We start from the raw sequence: 20,556 nt of genomic DNA on the forward strand, positions 1-20,556 counted from the left end.
GCGGTTGTCTTGTTCGTGCCGCCGCTTTGCTCGTCGCCGTGGCGCACGCGGTGCCGCCCGTACCGGCTTCTCGCGGTGGCTCGTTTCGCGGGCGGGCCGAGTCTCGGGTGGGAGCCCACCGGCCTGAGTGGGTGACGGCGCGGCCCGGTGATCACCGTCGCGGGACGAGGTCCCGGGGGAGCGGTCGCAGTGCGGGGTTCCGTTCCGGGATCAGCGGTCGTGGCGGCGCAGCAGCGACCGCGGCAGCGCCCGTCGCCGCCAGGACAGCGGCGCGCAGCGGGCGAGGCTCTCGCGCAGCCCGGCGAGGGCGTGGCCCAGCTCCGCGTGCGGTGCGCCGGTGCGATGGTCCGGGGTGGCTGTCCCGGCGGGGCTGTACCAGGCGCGCTCCACGGCGGTCACGATCGTCTGCAGCTCGCGGCGGCCCGCGTCGTCGAGGTCGAGGCGGTCGCCGATGGTCTCCGCGGCCTGCCGGAGTGTCGCCGCCGGCGGCAGGTCGAGGCCACGGTCGGCGCATTCGGCCCGCACCTCCCGCCACGCGGCGTCGGGCGACGCCTCCGTCACACGGGAGACCTCGGCGAGTCGCCGCCCGCGGGCCAGTTCCCGGGCGCACGCGGGGCCGAGCAGGCAGGCGACGACCACGAACACGCCGAGTGCGACCGCCCAGTGCACCAGCCACGCGGCCAGTACCAGCGTGACCGCCCAGGCGGCGACCACGGCCGAGACCACGGCGACGGGAGTGGCGCGGGCCGTGGTGAGGCGTCGGGCCAACACCACGAGCCCGCCGGTGGTCAGCGCCAGTAGGCCGCCGGCGAGCCAACCGGGCCACTGCGCCGGCGGTCCGGTGCCGTCACCGCTCTGGGCCTGCTGCTGCGGGGCGTCGGCGGGCTGGGACGGTTCCGGGGAAGCGGGTGCCGAGCTGTCCGGGGCCTGCGAGGACTCGGCGGGGTCGCCGGGGGCCGGGTTCTCGTCGGTGTCGAGGTAGTCGGGCGTGTATCCGCGGCCGTTGGTGAGCGGGGTGGGGTCGAACGTCACCCAGCCGAGGTCGTCGCCGAAGTACACCTCGACCCACGCGTGGGCGTCCTCCGAGGTGAGCACGCGTGTGCCCTGGCCGTCGGGGGTGCCCCTGGTGAAGCCGACCGCGACGCGGGACGGCACGTCGAGGGAACGGAGCATGACCGCCATGGCGGAGGCGTACTGTTCGCAGAATCCGCGTTTGCCGCGCAGGACGAAGTCGGCCAGTGCGTCCGGATCGGACGCCGGTGCGGTCTCGGTGTCGTAGACGAAGCCGTTCGACGGGTCGGTGAAGTACCGCCAGAGGGCCCTGGCCTTGCCGAACGTCGTCGGTGCGTCATCGGTGAGGTCTCGGGCGAGGGAACGAACACGCGGATCGACCCGGGCGACCTCCCGGTACCGCGGTTCGGGGCCGGCGACGGTACCGGCGGCGCGCAGCTGTTCCTGCGTCGGTTCGGACAGCGACGTCGTCATCGTGTAGGAGCGTGGTCTGCGCCTGTCCTCGCTGTACACGGCGCCGCTGCCCGGATCGTAGTACCAGTCGCCGGGCGGCGGGTCGAGGCTGCGGATCTTGCCGTAGGTCGGCAGCCAGACGTCGAACCAGTTGACGGGAGTGACCCGCACCGTGCGTGCCTCCCCGGCGACGGTGTCGCCCGGTACGGACGGCAGCGGCCCGTCGGCGGGGCGGCCCGCGGGCATCCGGCGGCCGTCCGGCAGTCCCCAGCCCTGGCCGGGTATGTACCGGGACAGGGTGAACGCGCGCATCAGTGGCGCGTTGTCGCCGAGGCCGTCGACCTCGAACATGCGGGTCGGGGAGCGGTCGCCGAGCATGCCGCGCAGTGAGGTGAACGGTTCGACGCCGAGTCCGCCGGGGGCGGACTGCTGATCGGGGTCCGATCCCGGCAGGCTGCCTTCGGTGCCGACGGCGGTCAGCGTCGCGCCCGCGAGCAGACCTGCCGCGACCGCGGTGGCGACCAGGCCGGACGGGGCGGCCATCGATCCCACGCCGCTCTCGGATCCCCGTGCGGGGGCGCGGGTGCGCCACACGCGGTGCCGGTGGCTGCCGTCGACGGCCAGCAGCGCGGCGTACGCGACGACACCGAGCACGAACGTCCACCACGGCAGCAGTTCCGAGGTGAGCGCCGACGGCACCGCGTAGACGCACAACAGGAGAAGACCGGTCGCCGCCGGAGCGGCCGCGGTGACCGCCAGCAGGTCGACCACCAGCGCGACGAGTCCGACGGTGATCATGATCAGGCAGCGGATGCCGGCACTGGCCTCGACCGGAGGGAGTCCGGTGCGGATGTCGGCGAAGCCGGTGGTCAGCACGTGGTGCAATTCGCCGAAGGCCTGCGGCCCGGGGAACAGGCCGAGCACGCCGCCCGTGGTGAACGAGCCGGTGACGAGCAGGAGGAGTGCTCCCAGTTGGGCGGCGCCGACGAGGAACGGGTGCAGCCGCACGGCGCGCAGCCCGATCCCGGTCCCCGCGATGAGCAGCGCCGCCGTCACGATGTCGCCGAACCACGACCATCCCTGCACGACGCCGGTCAATGCCGTGGACACGGCGATCGTCGCGAGCGCGGCCATCAGCGGGCCGACGATGCCGTGCAGGCTTATCAGGGGCCGCCACCGCGGCGGTGCCGACCCGGGCCCCGGCGGCGGCGCGGTCGGTGCGGGCGCGCTCACCGGAAACCACCCGCCCGCGCCGGGGTGGTCGCCGTGGCGCGGCACAGCTGAGCCCAGGTGTCCGCGATGTCCGCGTGCCGGCCCGCGACGACGACCCGCCAGCCCGCGGCCCGCAGCAGCGCGGCCGTGTCGGTGACGGCCGCGGCCGGCTTGCCGCCGGGCTGCTGCCACGACGTGGTGTCGACCAGTACGGCGAGGCTGGGCGCTCCGCGTGGGCGGGTGTGGGTCAGTTCGGCGACGCCTTGGGCGCCGACGGTGCCCAGCACGGCGATCAGCTCGTGGCCCTGCGCGTGCACCGGACCGGAGGAGACGGCGAGGTCGCGCCCGTGGGCGGGTTGCAGTGCGGCGAGCGCGTCGAGGACGACACCGCCGCCCGCCGGGCCCGCACCGTCCGCGAGGTCGGCCAGGACGTGGCCGCGTTCGTCGGCCAGTCGCACCGGGCTGCCGGCCCCGCTCAGGTGCAGGCACACGCTGGCGGCGAATTCGACGGCCCATTCGAGACTGCCGTCGGGGTGGCCCACCCCGTGGTGCGCGGCGCCGCGCCGGTCGAGCAAGACGGTGGTGCCGCCCCGCCACGGCCGTTCCTCGACGCGCACCATGATCTCGTCGCGGCGTGCGGTGGAGCGCCAGTGGACCTTCCGCATGTCGTCGCCGGTGCGGTACTGGCGCACCATGACGTCCGGGTCGCCCTGGCCGGCGTGGTGGCGGATGCTGCCGCTGTCGACGCCGCCCGTGCCCGCGCCGTCCGGGCGGCCGCGCAGCGGTGTGACCCGTGGTACGACGACGACCGGCGACGGCGGCACCAGATCGCGGTCGACCTCGCAGAGCCCGAACGGATCGGTGATCGTCGCGCGCAGGGTGCCGATGCGGTGGACACCGCGCATGCCGGGCCGGATCGGGTAGCGCAACGTGACGGGATGGTGGGGGAGCCGCTCCACCACGAACCGTGGCCGCGGGCCGAGCGGATGTGGCAGGCGGTCTTCGAGCAGGATCTCCCCGGCGGGCAGCCGTCCGGTGCGCCACAGGTCGAGGCTCACGTCGCCGTCGCCGCCTGCGGGGACACGCTCGGGGGTGACGGTGCGGCGCGCCCCGATACGGACCTTCGACGCCGTGGTGAGCGCGGCGGCCAGCAGGGGCAGCGCCACGACGAACGCCGCGACGCGGAGCAGACCGCGCTCGTCGAGGACCACGGCGCAGACCGCGGCGGCCACGCCCGCGGCGAGCAGGCAGCGGCCGCGAGTGGTCAGCCCGGACAGGGCACGCGGCAGGACCCGTCGGCGCGGTCGCGTCGACGGGGATGTCGCCGCCCGCTCGGACGGAGCGCCGGCCGTGTCCTGGCCGCCGGGTCTCCGCGGTGCCGGGCCGCCTGCGGCATAGCTGGTCATGGTCGGATCCGGCTCAGTAGCCGTACGGGCTGCCGTGGCCGTCCGGTGCGCCGGGCTGCCCCGCACCCGGACGGCCGGCGTGGCCGTTGGTGGGGTGGGGTGCCGGCGGGCGGGTGCCGGCGGGGGCTCCGTTGCCGGCCGCTCCGCCCGTGGGTGCGCCGCGCTGCGGCACGGGAACCCGCTGCAGGACGGTGTGGACGACATCCGAGGCGGAGCGGCGTGCGGCGAGCGCCTCGGTGGTGAGGACGAGCCGGTGCGCCAGTACGGGTACCGCGACCGCGTGCAGGTCGTCGGGCACGACGAACTCGCGGCCGGCGAGCGCGGCCTGGGCGCGGGCGGCGCGAACCAACTGCAACGTCGCCCGTGGTGAGGCGCCGAGCCGCAGCTCCGGCAGCTGCCGCGTGGCCGAGACCAGGTCGACCGCGTACTGGCGCACGTCCGGCGCGACGTGCAGTTGCTGGACGGCGCGAGCGAGCCGGTGCACCGTCTCGCCGTCCGAGACCGGGGTGAGGTCGTCGAGCGGATTGTGGCCCGCGTGCTCGTCGACCATCGCCAGTTCCGCCTGCGGATCCGGGTAGCCGACCGAGACGCGCGCCGTGAAGCGGTCACGCTGGGCCTCCGGCAGGGCGTACGTGCCCTCCATCTCGACCGGGTTCTGCGTGGCGATCACCATGAACGGCGAGTCGAGCGGGTACGTCGTCGTGTCGACGGTGACCTGCCGCTCCTCCATGCACTCCAACAGCGCGGACTGGGTCTTGGGGGAGGCGCGGTTGATCTCGTCGCCGACGACGATGTTCGCGAACACGGGACCGGGGCGGAACTCGAACGTGGCCTGCTGACGGTTGTAGATCGACACGCCGGTGACGTCGCTCGGCATGAGGTCGGGCGTGAACTGGATACGGCTCACGGTGCAGTCGATGGACCGGCCCAGGGCCTTGGCGAGGGATGTCTTGCCGACGCCGGGGACGTCTTCGACGAGCAGGTGTCCCTCGGACAGCAGGGTGACCAGTGCGATGCGGACGACGTCGGGTTTGCCGACGAGTACGCGTTCCACGTTGGCGGCGATGCGCTGCGCCGTCTCGTGCAGGTCGCCGAGGCCGACGGGTGGCGCCGGCGCTCCGGCCGTCGGGTACGCGGGGCGGTCACCGAACGTCTCGGTGGTTGCGGCAGAGTGCCCTCTCGACGTCACGCGACCTCCACATTCATGCATGTGCCCTGCTCCAGGCTCCCACGAAGTGTGTCAAAGACGGGCGAAACGAGGGGATTCACCCCGTGTGGTGGTGTGGTGACACCGGGCACACGGCGGTCGCGGCCTCCGGCGCACGGCGACGGCGGCCGCACCAGCCGAGCGGAGGACTGGACACCGGCACACGGTCGCCTAGGATTGCGGGCCGGAACCGTCCGGTTACGGAGAGGCACCTCGCGATGACCAGTGGTACGCCCGCCCCCGTCACGGGTCCCGTCGACGTACCGGCCGGCACTTTCGCCGTCGCGCCGGAACTGGCCGAGGACGCGTTGCAGCGGATCGGCGATCTCCAGGACGTCGTCGGCAGGCTCGTCAGGGAGGCGCAGGTGCTCGGGCGGTCGGTGCCGCTCGGCGGCGGCTACGCCGGTGAGATCGGCGAGTTCATGGCCCGCTACGGCATCGACCCCGCGGGCGGCGGGGAGCCTGCCTCGGGCGCGGTGTCGGACGCGCTCGTGGCCTTCGGCAGAGAACTCGCGGATCTGCGGTCCCGGATCACCACCGCACTCGAGCAGTACCGCAGTCAGGACGAGCAGGCCGAGGGCGATCTGAGGGGCGTCGATTGTCAGGGCGGATGAATCGGCGGTTCCGGTGGACCCCTGGTGCCGGTCGCAGAGCCGGTGCCGGCGGCCCTCGCAGCGGCGGTGCCGGCGTGCCGGGGCGGCGCACGGGGATCGTGGCGATGTTGTCCGGGGCGGGCCTGCTCGGGGCGTCTGCCTGCGGCGCGATCGGCGGCGACGCCGCGGCGGGTGCGGGCGGTGCGGCGCCGAACACCCCACCCTCGAACACCGCGCCGTCGGAGACCCCACCGTCGGACACGGCACCGTCGGACGGCACGGCGGCCGATTCCGATCCGTGCGCGTGGCTGACCCCCGCCGAACGGTCGACGGCGGGACTGACCGTGCCGGGTGAGCGCCGTACGGTCGGCTCGGTCCGCGCATGCGACTACACCGAGCCGGGCGCGGGCGGCGTCACCGTCACCTTCGACACCACCTCCGCGCTGGCCGACCTGCGGCCGGACGGGCCGGCGAGCCCGCTGCGGATCGCGGGACGCGAGGCGCGGCGTGTCGCGGATCTCGCCGCCGACGACGGCACCTGCACGGTGCTGCTGGCCGCGGGGGCGACCGCGTCGGTCCACATCGACGTGTCCACGGCGGACTTCCGCGGCACCCGCGAGTCCTGCGACCGCGCGGCCGCCGTGGCGGAGCTGATCGCACCCGATCTTCCCGGGAGGGCCGGATGAACGAGTCGTCACAGGGCGCGTCGCGACGGGGTGAGTCGTCCCCCGGTGCCGCGGAGACCGGGGACGCGGCCACCACGGCCGGTGCACCGGAACCGGACGTGCGGTACGAGTGGTACAGCCACGAACAGCTCAAGGCCATCGCCGACGGTGGCAACGATCCCGAGTCCGCCGGTGAGATCGGCACGGGCTGGCGGAGCCTCGGCCGCACGCTGCAGCAGGCGAGTGAGCAGCTGGCCGGCACGGCCACCGACTCCGAGGACGTGTGGCAGGGCGAGGCGGGCCGGGCGCTGCGGGCGGCACTGGGCAGGGCCACCGCATGGGCGGGGCAGGCCGCGGCGACCGCCGACGCCCTGGGTGGTGCCGTGTCGGCGCAGGCGGGAGCGGCGGCGCACGCGCGGTCGGCGATGCCGGATCCGGTCTCCTACGACCCGGGCGCGATGATCCGCGATGCGATGGGCACCGGAGACCTCGCGGCCCTGGCGGGCCTGACCGACGCGATGGCCCAGCGGCGCGCCGAGTCCGAGGAGGCGCGGCGCAGGGCCGTCGACGTGCTGCACGCGCGCGATCTCGCACTGCGCGACGCGGCGCGGGTGTCCTCGTTCCCGGTACCGCCGTCGCTGAGCGGCCCGGCATGATCCGGCTCTCGGCCTCGGCGTTCGACGTGCTCTGGTCGGACCTGGAACTGGGTGCGCCGCCGTCCGTGCTCGCCGTGCCGAGTGTCGGCCGCACCGGCGACGAACGCGCGGGCATCCGCCGGGACGTCTATGCCAACCTCGCCGATCGCGGGCTGTATCCCGGCGAACTGGACGAGACACTGCGCGGCAGGTTGACCGGCATCGCGGCGGCGGCCGCGGTGATCGAATGTGAGGTGCTGTTCGACGCGGCCGATCCCGAGCCGCTCCGCGGTCTCGTCGCGCAGCTGCCCGACGGCAGGGGAGTGCTGGCCGTCCAGCCGAACCGCACCGTCGGTCTCGACGCCGTGGCACGCGACCGCAGCTGCGGCGAGGCGGCGGCGATCCTGCCCGAGGTGGACGCCGGGCCGGGGCACGGCGTGAGCCTGCCCTCGGCGACGCTCGCGACCGCGGCCGATCCGATCTACGAGAGCGGCACCGGCTCGCGCGCCCACGATCGGCAGGTGCGCGAGGTGCTGGCCATCCAGGCGCGACCGGTGCTGTCGGCAGGGCAGTTCTCCGTGTACCGCCGCGAGGAGTCGCGGTTCGTGCGGCAGGGCGGTATCAGCTGGTTCCTCACGGACGTCGGCGCCTACACGGCGGTCACCCGGCCCGGCCCGGCCGGTGACCCCTGGCTGACGGTGGCACCGGCCGACCGTGAGCGCGTGGCCGCACGTCTCGCCGACCTCCTCGCCGAGGAGCGGACCACGCCGGCGGGCTCCGCGGCCGTGCCCGGCCGCCGCTGACGACGAGGGCCGCGGCTTACGAGGAAGGGCCGGGCTTGCGAGGAGGGCCGCGGACGGCGGGCCCTTCCCACCTGTGGTCACCCGCATCGCGCCGGGCCGGCCGGCATCCCCACCCGACGGTGCCCGGATCGCGCCCGGCCGGCCGGCATCCCCACCCGGCCCCCACCTGATCCGCGGAGCGCCCCACTCCGCCCCCACGCCGGGGACGACGGGTTCCCCACGGCCACCCACCGGTCGCCCCGAACGCCGAAGAACACCGCTGAATCGGGCATAGCGGGCGCCGTGTGGGTGTTCGTGGCGGGGTTGTATCCCCCGGGACGGCGATCTTCCCCCACTGCTACCCACTGCTGAACCACGGCTGTGACCTGCGTGAACGCTACTGGTCCGGTCCTGTTTCCCGGCTTTTCACGTTGACTGTGGGGAGAAGTGGGGTACGGTGGTGTCCAGTGGGGCGGAAGGGAGCTCCGGGGTCGATGCCGGCAGGTCCGACGGGACGGATTGCGGGCTCGGCAGGGGAGGTGGAGGCCGATGTTCCTCGGCACTCACACCCCGAAGCTGGACGACAAAGGGCGGCTGACGCTGCCTTCGAAGTTCCGGGAAGCGTTGGCTGGGGGTCTGATGATCACCAAGGGTCAGGACCACTGCCTCTACGTCTTCCCGCGAGCGGAATTCGAGCAGATGGCCAGGAAGGTCGCGGAGGCTCCGTTCACGAACGAATCGGTGCGGGCCTATCAGCGGTACCTGTTCGCGGGAACCGATGAACAGCGACCGGACGGCCAGGGCCGGATTCCGATCGCACCCGAGTTGCGGCGTTATGCCGGGCTCAACAAGGAATGCGTGGTGATCGGGGCGATCACCAGGCTGGAGATCTGGGATTCCGAGGCGTGGCAGTCCTATTTGGACGAGAACGAGGACAACTACGCCAAGGCGCAGGAGGAGATCCTGCCCGGTGTCTTCTGACGCGGAAGCCGGAGATCCGGTCACGGCGTGCTTCCCGCGTCGTCGGGGACACGGGAAGCGACGAACGGACGACGTGGGCGCGGATGCCCTCAGGCTGCGGCCCTGATGCACCTTCCCCGGTATCAGGCCCGCAACCTGTAGGCATCCGCCCCGCGTCGGGGAGGACAGTCCCGGTGGGGCGGGACGGAAGGGGGCGCAGTGACCAGTGACTCCGCGCACCTGCCCGTCCTGCTCGACCGGGTCACCGCGCTGCTGACTCCCGCGGTGGCCGACCGCGACGCCGTGCTCGTCGACACCACGCTGGGTCTGGGCGGTCACGCCGACGCCCTGCTGGCGGCACACCCGCGGCTGCGGCTCATCGGTCTGGACCGGGACCCGAACGCGCTCGAGCGGGCACGGCAGCGGCTGGCGCGCCACGGGGACCGGGTCGAGTACGTCCACGCGGTGTACGACGCGCTCCCCGACGTCCTCGACGAACTCGGACTGTCTCATGTGGACGGCGTGCTCATGGACCTGGGCGTCTCCTCGATGCAGCTCGACGTCACCGACCGGGGTTTCGCCTACTCGCAGGACGCCCCGCTGGACATGCGGATGGACCAGACCACGGGCCTGCGGGCGGCCGACGTGCTCAACACGTACTCGGTCGCCGAGCTGACCCGGATCCTGCGTGAGTACGGGGAGGAACGGTTCGCCCAGCGGATCGCGAAGGCGATCGTCGCCGAACGGGAGTCCGAGCCCTTCGACCGCAGTGAACGGCTCGTCCGGGTGCTCTACGACGCCGTGCCCGCGGCGAGCAGGCGCACCGGCGGCCATCCGGCGAAGCGGACGTTCCAGGCACTGCGGATCGAGGTGAACCGGGAGCTGGACGTGCTGCGTGCCGCCGTGCCGGCCGCGCTCGACGCGCTCGGTGAGGGCGGCCGGATCGTCGTCGAGGCCTACCACTCGCTGGAGGACCGCATCGTCAAGCGAGCCCTCGCCGAACGTGCCGCTTCGCGGACACCGGAGGGCCTGCCCGTGGAGCTTCCCGGCCACGGCCCCGAGTTCCGCCTGCTCACCCGAGGTGCCGAGAAGGCGGGCGAGCAGGAGATCGAGCACAACCCGCGTGCGGCGTCGGTACGTCTGCGCGCGGCCGAGCGGATTGGAGCGGCTGCCTCATGACTGCACCCGCACGTCCTCGTCCCCAGCCGGTCGAGCGGCCGCGGCAGAATCCGCGCCGTACCGCGAGGCAGGCACCGACATCCGCTCCCGAGACCGGATCGCCGCGGCGCCGCAGCTCCGCGGCCGAACGCGCCTACGCTCGCCGCGCACAGCGCGCGGAGACACTGCAGCGGCAGACCGAACGCCGCGAGACGCCCGAGCCGCAGCGGCTGCGGCTGCGGCTGCGCTGGCCGAGGTCCCGGGCGTCGTTCGTGCTGATGCTCATGGCGCTGATGGCCGTGGGGGTGGCGACGACGCTGTGGCTCTCGACGCAGGCGATCTCCGATTCGTACCGGCTCGAACAACTCCGCGAGAGCAATGCCTCGCTGGCCGAGCGGTCCGAGGAACTCCAGCGCGAGGTCGCTTCGGCGGGTGCACCCGCACAGCTCGCGGAGCGGGCGAAGGCCCTGGGCATGGTCCCGGGCGGCAACCCGGCCCGACTCGTCGTGCGTGAGGACGGCACGGTGCGCGTGGTCGGTGAGTCGAAGCGCGCGACCGAACCCGCGCCGCCGCAGGCGCCGCGGCCGCCTGCAGGGAACGGCAACGACGGCGGCACCGCGGGCGGTGGCAACGCCGGTTCCAACGACGGCCGTACCGCGGGCGACGGGCGGGGCGGCGACGCGGCGGACGACGACGGGCAGGGCGGCCGGGACGGTCAGCAGCGCGACCGGCAGGCCGGGGCCGACACGCGCGGCGACCGCGGCAACGGCGGTGACGGCCCCGGTGGCGGCGACACTGGGGACGCCGGCTCCGATGATCGGGCAGCGGAGTCCGGTGGCGGCGAGGAGACGGCCGACTGACTTCCCGCCCGCCGGAACGGGCGTGGGGTGGTGCGAGCGATCCGGAGGGGACCGATGCGACCGAAACGACCGGCGGGGCCGGGGGGCGCGAGCGGGCAGGCGCCGTCGCGGGGGCGCGGCCCGGTGGGACGGACGTACTCGGCGAAAGCGCGTCGTGCGGGCCGGACCCCGGCCGATCGGGGCACGCGGAGCCGGTTCGTCATCGGCCGGATCGTGCTCGCGGTGGTGCTCGTCGCCACCGGTCTCAAACTCGGCTACGTGCAAGGGTTCCAGGCCGAGGCGTTGTCGGCGCGCGCCGAACAGCAGCGCACCACCACGATCGACATCCCGGCCCAGCGCGGCTCCATTGTGGATCGCAACGGGGCGAAGCTCGCCTTCAGTGTGGAGACCCGCACCCTGTGGGCGAACCTGCGGCTGATGCGGAAGAACTGGGCAGAGGCCGAGAAGAAGAACCCGGACTCGAAGGAGAGCTACGACACGCGGGTCGCCGAGATCGCGAAGTTCATCGCGCAGAAGGTGCCGGACAAGGCCACCGAGTCCGAACTGCTCGAGGAATTCCACGACAAGGACTCGAGCTTCACCTACCTCGTCGACGACGTGAAGCCGTCGGTGGCCGACGAGATCCAGGAGAAGTACCCGGAGATCGGCTACGAGAAGCGCGCTCGCCGCGAGTACCCGTCGGGCAAGGTCGGTTCGAACATCGTCGGGTTCGCCAATTGGCGTATGGAGGAACCGGACCAGTCCAAACACAACATCGAAGGTCTCGCCGGGTTGGAGAGCGCGCGCAACAGTGTGCTGACGGGTGAACCGGGCAGGCAGGTCGTGGATACGGCGCAGGGCACCGACGTGGTGATCCCGGGTACGGAGCGGGAGGTGCAACCGGCGATCCCCGGTTCGGACCTCGAACTGACCCTCGATTCCGACGTGCAGTACAACCTGCAGCGGATGTTGTCGGACTATGTGGCGAAGTCAAGGGCCGACGGCGGCAGCGCGGTGGTGCTGGATTCGAAGACCGGTGAGATCTACGGGCTGACGAGTGAGAAGACGCTCGACCCGAACAATCTCGACCCGGATCTCATGACGGAGAAGGCGGTCACCCAGCCGTTCGAACCGGGCTCGGTGAACAAGGTCATCACCGCGGCGGGTGCGATCGAGAACGGCATCACCGGGCCGCGGGACGTCCACCGCGTTCCCGGCTCGATGAAGGTCGCCGACCACACCGTGCGCGATGCGTGGGACCACGGCACGCAGCCGTTCACCACGACGGGCATCTTCGCCAAGTCGTCGAACGTCGGCACGCTCATGCTCGCCCAGGAGCTCGGCCCGGACCGGTACCTGGACCTGCTGAAGAAGTTCGGACTCGGCCGGCGCACGGGTGCCGGCCTGCCCGGTGAGAGCCCCGGCTACGTTCCGCCGCGCAACCAGTGGTCGGGCACCACGTTCGGCAACCTGCCGATCGGCCAGGGCCTGTCGATGACGGTGCTGCAGATGGCCGGGATGTACCAGGCGATCGCGAACGACGGCGTGCGGGTCGAACCGCGCGTGGTCGCCGCGACCCGCACACCCGACGGCAGGCGGGTGGCCGAACCGGAGCCGGACCGTACGCGCGTCGTGAGTGCGAAGACGGCCCGCACGGTGCGCAACATGCTGCGGGCGACGACCCAGGACGGTGACCTGTACGAGAGCGGCACCGCACCGCAGGCCGCGATCGAGGGATACCAGATCTCGGGCAAGACCGGAACGGGGCAGCAGGTCGACCCGGAGACCGGGGCCTACAGCAACGAGCTCTACAACATCACGTTCGCCGGGATCCTGCCCGCCGACGACCCGCGCTTCGTCGTCGGCATCCGGCTCGACGCCCCGGACACGACGCTGCCCGCGGGCAGTTCGGCCGCACCGCTGTTCAAGCAGATCTCGTCGTATCTGGCGCAGCGGTACCAGATCCCGCTGTCGGACAAGGAGGCGCCGGTGGTGCCGCTCATCCGGCGGCAGTGACCCTCGGCCAGGAGCGTTCGGTGCCGGAGCACTCGGTGCCGGGGTGTTTCGTGCCAGCGCCCTCGGTCGCACCGTACCCGGATAGCACCGCTCCGGGACCGCACAGCGCCTGCGCCGCAGCCGCCGGGTCGGGACGGCCGGTCGCAGGCGCCGTCACGCGGCAACGGGCCGGCGTGGACGGTGACGGCCACGAGAAGTGGGAGGGGTGCTCACCGCCGGGTGAGCACCCCTCCCACATGGATCGGGTTCCGGACTACTTGGCGTACAGCGAGTCGATGTCGCCTGCGTAGTTCTTGCTGACGACATTGCGCTTGAGCTTCATGCTCGGCGTGACCTCGCCGCCGGCCTCGGTGAAGTCCCGCGGCAGGATGCTGAACTTCTTGATGGCCTCGGCGTGCGAGACGAGCTTGTTGGCCTCGTCCACGGCGGCCTGCACGTCCGTGCGCAGCTTTTCGTCACCGGCCAGGTCGGCGACGGTGGCGTCGGCGGGCTTGCCGTGCTGTTCCTTCCACGTCGGGAAGAACTCCTCGTCGATCGTCACCAGCGCGCCGATGAACGGACGCTGGTCGCCGACGACCATCGCCTGGCTGATGAGCGGGTGCGCTTTGAGCGCGTCCTCCATCGTCGACGGGGCGACGTTCTTGCCGCCCGCCGTCACGATGATCTCCTTCTTCCTGCCGGTGATCTTGACGAAGCCCTCGTCATCGACCTCGCCCAGGTCTCCGGTGTGGAACCAGCCGTCCTCGAGGGACTCGGCGGTGGCCTGTTCGTTGCGCCAGTACTCGCCGAACACCACACCGCCGGCGAGCATGAGTTCCCCGTCCTCGGCCACGCGCACCGAGGTGCCGGCGACCGGCCTGCCGACGGTGCCGACCTTGAAGGCGTCGCGTGTGTTCACGCAGGCGGCCGCGGTCGTCTCGGTGAGGCCGTAGCCTTCGAACACCGGCACGCCGATCCCGCGGAAGAAGTGCGCGAGGCGCGTGCCCAGCGGGGCGCCGCCGGACACGGCCGCGATGCAGCGCCCGCCCAGCGCGGCGTGCAGCTTGCTGTAGACGAGCTTGGCGAACACCGCGTGCTTGAGCTTGAGGCCCAGGCCGACCTTGCCGGCGTCGGTGGCCTGGCTGTAGGCGATCGCGGTGGCCTCGGCCGCGTCGAAGATCTTGCCCTTGCCGTCGGCGTGGGCCTTGAGTTTGGCCGAGTTGTAGACCTTCTCGAACACGCGCGGCACGGCGACCACGAACGTCGGCCGGAAGGCGCCCAGGTCGGCGACCAGGTCGGTGGTGTCGGTGTGGCCGAGTGTGACGCGGGAGGTGAACGCTGTGATGGCGATGGCGCGCGCCAGGATGTGGGCGAGCGGCAGGAACAGCAGCAGCGAGTTGCCGGACTCCATCAGGTCCGGGAACGCGTCGATGTCGGCGCGCACCTCGGAGAGCAGGTTCCGGTGGGTGAGGGTGACGCCCTTCGGCCTGCCCGTCGTGCCGGACGTGTAGCAGATGGTGGCGACGTCGTCGGCCCGCACGGAGCGGCGGCGGGTGTGGAGCTCGTCGTCGGGCCGGTCGGCGCCGAGCGCGGCCAGCGCGTCGACCGCCGGGTCGTCCCCGTCGATCTGCCAGGCGTGGGCCAGCTCGGGCAGCCGGTCACGGACCTCGCCGAGGGCCGCCGTGTGCTCGGCGGTCTCGACGATGACGGCCTTGGCGCCCGAGTCGGAGAGGATCCAGTGGACCTGCTCGGCCGAGGACGTCTCGTAGATCGGCACGGTGACGCCGCCCGCGGCCCAGATCGCGAAGTCGAACAGGGTCCACTCGTAGCGGGTCTTCGACATCAGGCCGACGCGGTCGCCGTGCTCGAGGCCGGCCGCGACGAGGCCCTTGGCCGTCGAGAGCACCTCGGCGGCGAAGGTGCGCGCGGTGACGTCCCGCCACGAACCGTCGATCAGACGACGGAAGCTCACGGTGTCGCCGAACCGCTCGGCGTTGGCCCAGACGACGTCGGAGGCGTTCTCGTCGTCGGCGATGGGCCGTAGTGCTGGGGCGCTGTACTCGCGCACGTCAACCTCCGCAGTGGGGATTCCAAACAACGTTGTTACTCGCCGGTCAACTTAGTCGGTGCCGGTGCCGTTCACCATGGGTGGGTGTGCGCGTGTTGTGAGGCGCATACCATTTCGCAACCGTGACCGGATCCGAATCCGAGCCTGCGCTCGACATCGTCGACGAGACCTTCCTGACCGTGCCCCCGAGCACACTCGCCGCGGTCTTCGCGGACCCGGCGGCGTGGCGGCGGTACTGGCCCGACCTGCTACTCGAAGTCTATACCGACCGCGGTGAGCAGGGCCTGCGCTGGACCGTGCGGGGCGCGCTGGTGGGCACGATGGAGGTATGGCTCGAGCCCGTGCTCGACGGCACCCTGCTGCACTACTTCCTGCGCGCCACCCCCGTCACGGGTGAGGGGCAGCGCCTTTCCGGTGCGCGGTTGCGGCGCGAGTTCGACCGGCGGGCGCGTGCGGCGAAGGCGATCGCGCTGGAGCTGAAGGTGACGCTGGAGGACGGCCGCGCCGCCGGGACGCCGCCCCGCGCGACGGTAGAATGATCACGTGCGGGTACATGTGGTCTCCGACGTACACGGCAACGCCGAGGCGCTGGCGCGCGCCGGTGACGGCGCCGACGCGCTGGTCGTGCTCGGCGACCTGATCGACTTCGTCGACTACCACGAACACGGCGGCGGCATCCTCGGTTCGCTGTTCGGCGCCGAGCACGTCGCCACGTTCGCCACGCTGCGCCGGCAGGGCCGCAGGCGGGAGATGGTCGAGCTGTCGAAACGGTTGTGGGGGAGCCTGGCGGACCCGCGGGCCGCGGTCGACGAGGCCGTGCGTGAGCAGTACACGCGCTTGTTCGGCGCGTTGCCCGCACCGACCTACGCCATTCCCGGTAACGTCGACACGCCTGCGCTGTGGCCGGAGTTCGAGGCGCCCGGGCTGCATTTCGTCGACGGTGAGGTCCGTGACATCGGCGGGCTCCGGTTCGGGTTCGTCGGGGGCGCGGTGCTGCCCGAGAGCGCGACGCCGCGGCGTGACCAGGCGTGGCGGCCCTATCTGCGGACCCGTGAGGAGTTCGACAAGGCCGTCGCCGGGCTGAGCGGGGTCGACGTGGTGTGCAGTCACGTCCCGCCCGCGCTGCCCGAACTGACCTACGACGTCGTCGCGCGGCGGGGTGAGCTCGGCTCGGAGGCCCTCGCCGATCTGATCGTGCGGGAGCGGCCCCGGTGCTCGCTGTTCGGCCACGTGCACCAGCCGCTGGCCCGTGCGAAGCGGGTCGGCGTGACCGAGTGCCGCAACGTGGGACATTTCCAGCGCGACCCGCGGCCCTACGTGCTGCGATGGTGAAACACTGGACCGCTACGCTCTAGCGCCATGGCCGACCAGTCCACGCAGTCCATCGAGGTCGACGCCCCTCCGGAGCAGATCATGGCCGTCATCGCCGATCTGCCCGCCTATCCGGAGTGGGCCAAGGCGGTGCAGCAGACCGAGGTGCTGGGCACCGACGAACGGGGCCGGGCCACCCAGGTGCGGTTCACGCTCGACTCGGGCCCGGTCAAAGACGTCTACACGCTCGAGTACGACTGGGCCGACGACGGGTTGTCGGTGAGCTGGCATCTGGTGAAGGGCCAGATGCAGAAGGCCCAGAACGGCCGGTACGAGCTCGAACCGCTCGGTGGCGACCGCACCAAGGTCACCTACACGCTGGCCGTCGAGCTGGCGCTGCCGATGATCGGGATGCTGCGGCGCAAGGCCGAGAAGATGATCATGGACACTGCTCTGAAGGAACTGAAGAAGCGCGTCGAGGCCGAGGGCTGACGCACGTGCGACTGCTGCTGCTGACCGGGAAGGGCGGTGTCGGCAAGACCACGTTGGCCGCCGCGACCGGTGTCGCGCTGGCGGACCGGGGCGTCGCGACGCTGGTCGTGTCGACCGATCCGGCGCACTCGCTCGCGGACGCGTTCGCGGTGCCGCTGGGGCACGAGCCGGTGGCGGTGGCCGACGGGCTGTACGGTGCTCAGCTCGACGTCCGCGGGCTGGCCGACGACGCGTGGGACGGCGTGCGCGAACAGCTGCAGGCGGCGCTGGTGCGCGGCGGCGGGCTGGACGGGCTCGCCGCCGAGGAGCTGAGTGTCGTTCCCGGCGTCGACGAGCTGCTCGCGCTCGGCGAGGTGCAGCGGCTCGCCGGGACGCGGCAGTGGGACGCCGTCGTCGTCGACTGCGGTCCGACGGCCGAGACGTTGCGCCTGCTGGCGCTGCCCGAGGCCGTCTCGGGGTATCTGACGCGCATGGCGGGTCCCGTCGCGAAGCGCTCCGGGCTGGCCCGGTCGATGACCCGGCTGGCCGACCACACCCGGTCGTTGCGCGACCTGCTGACCGATCCCGAGCGCACGAGTGTGCGGCTGGTGTTCACGCCCGAGCGGGTCGTCGTCGCCGAGACGCGGCGGACGCTCACCTCACTCGCCTTGCGCGGCATCAGGGTCGACGGGATGATCGCGAACCGCGTGATGCCGTCACCGGGCTGGTGGCGGGGCGCGGCCGCCGCGTGGGTGCGGCAGCGGCGCCGGCAGCAGGACGACGTGCTGGCGGAGCTGTCCCGATCCGGACTGGGCGATGCGGCGGAGCGGTTGCGCTCGGTCGAGTACCGCGCCGACGAACCGGTCGGCGTGGCCGCGCTGCGCGAGATCGCCACGGAGCTGTACGCCGCGTCGGACCCGCTCGGACAGGACGCCACGGCCGGCGGGTCCACCTCGGCCGAGGCCGGCGGCCCGCTGTTGCAGATGTTCGAGGCGGGCGACGGCTATCGGCTCCGGGTGGCGGTGCCGCTGGCCAGGGACAGCGTGGTGGACCTGGCGCGGGTCGACGACGACCTCGCGATCACGGTCGACGGTGTCCGCAGGCTGATCGCGCTGCCGGAACCACTGCGCGCCTGCCGGATCACGGATGCCGAGTCCGATCCCCGCGGCGTGCTCGTGCACCTGGAGGGAATCGCGTGAGCGGCACCGAAGGCCCCGCGGGGCAACCGGGAGCCGGGGCCACGGCCGACGGCGCGCGGCTGGCTGAGGAGATCCGGCTGCTGGTCGACCTGGTCACCGAGCGGGCCGAGCCGTGGCTGCGGAGTGTGTTCGCGGCGGGACACGGCCAGGGCGATCCGGATGCCTGCGACGCGCAGCCGCCGTGGCACGGCGCGGCGCACCCGGGGCCGGAGGCAGCCGGGCACCCGGACGCGGCCGAGTCCGACGGCGCGGCCGGGGGGCAGGGCGACCGCGCATCGGCGTGTTCGTGGTGCCCGCTCTGCGCCGTCATCGCGATCGTGCGGGGCGAGACACCGGAGGTCGCCGTGCGGGTGCTCGACCAGGCCGCCGCGCTCATCGCCCTGCTCCGCGCCGTGCTCGCCGACCGGTGGCAACCGGACGAAGGCGTGCACATGCCCGGGTACCGGCCGTCCTCCCGGCCGGGTCCCGCGCCGGCGGGCTTCACCCCCACGTCCGCGTCGGTGTTCGCCGAACGGCCCGGCCGCGGCGGTAGCGGACCGGCAGGCTCGTCGCGCCGGGTTCAGCGGGTGCCCGTGCGCCCCCGTGAGAGCTGGGAACCGGGGGAGTAGCGGGTGGCCGCGATCGGGATCGACGTCGGCGGCACGAGCATCCGCGCCGGTGTCGTCGACGCGACCGGCGACGTGCTCGACACGGCGCGCACCGGAACTCCGCGTGACGAGCCGGCACTCGAGGAGGCGATCGCCGGTGTCGTGGCCGAACTGCGGAGCAGGCACGAGGTGGCAGCCGTCGGCCTCGCGGTGGCCGGATTCGTCGGGAGCGACCGGACGTCGGTGATGTTCGCCCCGCACCTGCCATGGCGGACCGCCACGGTGGCCGAGCGGATGAGCGCACGGCTGGGACTGCCGGTGACGCTCGAACACGACGCCAACGCGGCGACGTTCGCCGAATACCGGTTCGGTGCGGCACGGGGCGCATCGGTCGGCGTGTTCGTCGCTGTCGGCACCGGCATCGGCGCCGGCCTGCTGCTCGGCGGCGAGCTGTTCCGTGGTGCGCACGGGGTGGCGCCCGAGCTGGGACACCTGTGCCTGGTGCCGGGTGGACGGCCGTGCCCGTGCGGCAAGTCCGGCTGCTGGGAGCGGTACTGCAGCGGGACGGCCCTGGCTGCGACGGCGATCGAACTGCTGGCCACTCACCCGGAACATTCGACGGTGCTGGCCAGGGAGGCCGCCGAGGACCCGGGGGCGCTGACGGGGCGCCGCGTCGCCGGGGCCGCGCGGGACGGCGACCCGCTGGCCCGCAAGGCGATGGCGGAGCTCGCCCGGTGGCTGGGCGAGGGACTGGCGCTCGTGGCCGACGTCTACGACCCGGAGATCGTCGTCATCGGCGGGGGCGTGTCGGCGTCGGCGCCGCTGTTCCTCGACGATGCCAGGGAGACGTACCTGCGTGCCGTGACGGGCGGCAAGCACCGTCCGCACGCGCGGATCCGGACGGCGCAGCTGGGAGACGAGGCCGCCATCGTCGGCGCCGCCACGCTCGCGGCCGAGAGCCGCGGCCCAGTGGTCTGATCCTGTCGGTCACGGGCGTGTCGCGGGCGAGGCGCGCTAGATTCGAACGATGCTGGTCGGCAACGGGGACGGGTTCGTCAGCTGCGACTGCGGACGGCGCCACTGGGGACTGTTCGGAGCCGCCGGGCTGCTGCTGAGCGATCCGCACCGCGGCGTGCTGCTGCAGCACCGTGCGGGCTGGACGCACGAGGGCGGCTCGTGGGCGCTGCCGGGCGGTGCGGTGCAGCCGCACGAGACGTCGGCTCAGGCCGCCGCCAGGGAGACGGAGGAGGAGACGGCCGTGCCCGGCGAGGCCTTCCGGGTCCTCGCCCAGCGCACCGACGAACACGGCAGCTGGCGCTACACCACGGTGCTCGCCACCACGGTCGGCGACGCGGCGCAGCCGCGAGTGACCAACGCCGAGAGCACGGCCCTGCGCTGGGTCCCGCCCGCCGACGTGGCGGACTATCCGTTGCACAGCGGGTTCGCCGCGGCCTGGCCGGAGCTGCGCGGTCAGCTCGACCGACGGCTCGTGCTGCTGGTCGACGCCGACACGGTGCTCGGTGCCCAGCCCGGCGGGCGGGACGCCCGGGCCGGGGCGGTCGCGCGGCTGCGGGACCGGCTGGCCGTGCTCGCCGGAGTCGGCGTCGCCGCGGGCGACCTGGGCCTCGGCGCGGTGGCCGGTGCCGCGCACTGGACGTGGTGGCCGCACGTGGTACTGGTCGCCGGCGGCCCCGCCGCGGGGAGCGGATCCGGCGCCGGCGTCGGCGTCGAGAAGGCGGAGACCGGCGGCAGCGGGGACGGCCGGCTCGTGACGGTCGTTCCCGGCACGCGGCCGGCCGAGCCCGGCGATCATCTCGTCGCGGTCACGACCGACGACGGGCGACGCGGGCAGCTCGGCGCCGACGCGGTCATGGCCCCGGAAGCGCTGTGGCGGCTGCTCGACGCCTGCACACCGGGGTGAGCACCCAGCCACGGCCAGTCTCATACCCCGGGTCACGCGCCGCGGTCGCGGCCCACAGCCCAGCATCCACGGCCCACAGCCCA

19 protein-coding genes are annotated in these 20,556 nt (G+C 73.0%); 15 read left to right on the plus strand and 4 right to left on the minus strand.

Translation table 11 applies throughout. From position 1 onward, the window contains the following. Positions 1–210: 210 nt before the first annotated feature. The 3 genes from LY12_RS05590 to LY12_RS05600 form a co-directional block, all read right to left on the minus strand. Positions 211–2,697, minus strand: coding sequence for a transglutaminase TgpA family protein (locus LY12_RS05590; RefSeq protein WP_253853700.1), 2,487 nt, complete (start codon positions 2,695–2,697; stop codon positions 211–213). Beyond that, positions 2,694–3,965 carry a DUF58 domain-containing protein gene (locus LY12_RS05595; RefSeq protein ID WP_253854925.1) on the minus strand — a complete coding sequence of 424 codons (1,272 nt, stop codon included), beginning with the start codon at positions 3,963–3,965 and terminating at the stop codon, positions 2,694–2,696. The genes LY12_RS05590 and LY12_RS05595 overlap by 4 nt, the downstream gene beginning before the upstream one ends. A gap of 130 nt (positions 3,966–4,095) precedes the next feature. Beyond that, on the minus strand, positions 4,096–5,271 hold the full coding sequence (locus LY12_RS05600; RefSeq protein WP_308292072.1) for an AAA family ATPase: 1,176 nt from the start codon (positions 5,269–5,271) through the stop codon (positions 4,096–4,098). Positions 5,272–5,507: 236 nt separating this feature from the next. Between LY12_RS05600 and LY12_RS05605 the strand changes: the two genes are divergently transcribed. The 8 genes from LY12_RS05605 (at position 5,508) to LY12_RS05640 (ending at position 12,937) form a co-directional block, all read left to right on the plus strand. Next, a complete protein-coding gene (locus tag LY12_RS05605) occupies positions 5,508–5,903 on the plus strand; it encodes a hypothetical protein (protein ID WP_253853701.1) in 396 nt (131 codons plus the stop codon). A gap of 74 nt (positions 5,904–5,977) precedes the next feature. Next, the gene (locus tag LY12_RS05610) at positions 5,978–6,568 is read left to right on the plus strand and encodes a DUF3558 family protein (RefSeq protein WP_253853702.1); all 591 of its coding nucleotides are present in this window, start codon (positions 5,978–5,980) and stop codon (positions 6,566–6,568) included. After that, entirely contained in the window at positions 6,565–7,203 is a 639-nt protein-coding gene (locus LY12_RS05615; RefSeq protein ID WP_253853703.1) for a PE-PGRS family protein, read from the plus strand. The genes LY12_RS05610 and LY12_RS05615 overlap by 4 nt, the downstream gene beginning before the upstream one ends. Beyond that, positions 7,200–7,985 carry an ESX secretion-associated protein EspG gene (locus LY12_RS05620; RefSeq protein WP_253853704.1) on the plus strand — a complete coding sequence of 262 codons (786 nt, stop codon included), beginning with the start codon at positions 7,200–7,202 and terminating at the stop codon, positions 7,983–7,985. Before LY12_RS05615 ends, LY12_RS05620 begins: the two co-directional genes overlap by 4 nt. A gap of 528 nt (positions 7,986–8,513) precedes the next feature. Next, the gene (gene mraZ, locus LY12_RS05625; protein ID WP_253853706.1) at positions 8,514–8,945 is read left to right on the plus strand and encodes a division/cell wall cluster transcriptional repressor MraZ; all 432 of its coding nucleotides are present in this window, start codon (positions 8,514–8,516) and stop codon (positions 8,943–8,945) included. Between the two features lie 198 nt (positions 8,946–9,143). Further along, positions 9,144–10,103, plus strand: a complete 960-nt coding sequence (gene rsmH / locus LY12_RS05630) for a 16S rRNA (cytosine(1402)-N(4))-methyltransferase RsmH (protein ID WP_253853708.1) — start codon at positions 9,144–9,146, stop codon at positions 10,101–10,103. Continuing rightward, positions 10,100–10,942, plus strand: a complete 843-nt coding sequence (gene ftsL, locus LY12_RS26220; protein ID WP_372493451.1) for a cell division protein FtsL — start codon at positions 10,100–10,102, stop codon at positions 10,940–10,942. Before rsmH ends, ftsL begins: the two co-directional genes overlap by 4 nt. A gap of 54 nt (positions 10,943–10,996) precedes the next feature. Next, the gene (locus LY12_RS05640) at positions 10,997–12,937 is read left to right on the plus strand and encodes a peptidoglycan D,D-transpeptidase FtsI family protein (protein WP_253853710.1); all 1,941 of its coding nucleotides are present in this window, start codon (positions 10,997–10,999) and stop codon (positions 12,935–12,937) included. A 253-nt stretch (positions 12,938–13,190) separates the two neighbouring features. On the opposite strand, the gene LY12_RS05645 is transcribed toward LY12_RS05640, so the two are convergent. Then, positions 13,191–14,984, minus strand: a complete 1,794-nt coding sequence (locus tag LY12_RS05645; RefSeq protein WP_253853712.1) for an AMP-dependent synthetase/ligase — start codon at positions 14,982–14,984, stop codon at positions 13,191–13,193. Between the two features lie 122 nt (positions 14,985–15,106). Between LY12_RS05645 and LY12_RS05650 the strand changes: the two genes are divergently transcribed. Genes LY12_RS05650 through LY12_RS05680 form a run of 7 tightly spaced genes read left to right on the plus strand, consistent with a single transcriptional unit; the run spans position 15,107 to position 20,473 of the window. Next, complete coding sequence (locus LY12_RS05650; protein ID WP_253853714.1) at positions 15,107–15,523, plus strand: polyketide cyclase / dehydrase and lipid transport; 417 nt, start codon at positions 15,107–15,109, stop codon at positions 15,521–15,523. A 4-nt stretch (positions 15,524–15,527) separates the two neighbouring features. Further along, positions 15,528–16,316 (plus strand): metallophosphoesterase family protein, encoded by a 789-nt coding sequence (locus tag LY12_RS05655; protein WP_253853716.1) that lies wholly within the window; start codon positions 15,528–15,530, stop codon positions 16,314–16,316. 27 nt (positions 16,317–16,343) lie between these two features. Continuing rightward, positions 16,344–16,787 carry an SRPBCC family protein gene (locus LY12_RS05660; RefSeq protein WP_253853717.1) on the plus strand — a complete coding sequence of 148 codons (444 nt, stop codon included), beginning with the start codon at positions 16,344–16,346 and terminating at the stop codon, positions 16,785–16,787. A gap of 5 nt (positions 16,788–16,792) precedes the next feature. Continuing rightward, positions 16,793–17,965: an ArsA family ATPase gene (locus LY12_RS05665; protein WP_253853718.1), complete on the plus strand. Its 1,173-nt coding sequence runs from the start codon at positions 16,793–16,795 to the stop codon at positions 17,963–17,965. Further along, the gene (locus LY12_RS05670) at positions 17,962–18,573 is read left to right on the plus strand and encodes a hypothetical protein (RefSeq protein WP_253853719.1); all 612 of its coding nucleotides are present in this window, start codon (positions 17,962–17,964) and stop codon (positions 18,571–18,573) included. Before LY12_RS05665 ends, LY12_RS05670 begins: the two co-directional genes overlap by 4 nt. An 18-nt stretch (positions 18,574–18,591) precedes the next feature. Beyond that, complete coding sequence (locus tag LY12_RS05675; RefSeq protein WP_372493479.1) at positions 18,592–19,530, plus strand: ROK family protein; 939 nt, start codon at positions 18,592–18,594, stop codon at positions 19,528–19,530. 49 nt (positions 19,531–19,579) lie between these two features. Further along, positions 19,580–20,473 (plus strand): NUDIX hydrolase, encoded by an 894-nt coding sequence (locus tag LY12_RS05680; protein WP_253853721.1) that lies wholly within the window; start codon positions 19,580–19,582, stop codon positions 20,471–20,473. Positions 20,474–20,556 lie beyond the last annotated feature (83 nt).

This window comes from Prauserella alba (assembly GCF_024171735.1).
Lineage (GTDB): Bacteria > Actinomycetota > Actinomycetes > Mycobacteriales > Pseudonocardiaceae > Prauserella > Prauserella alba.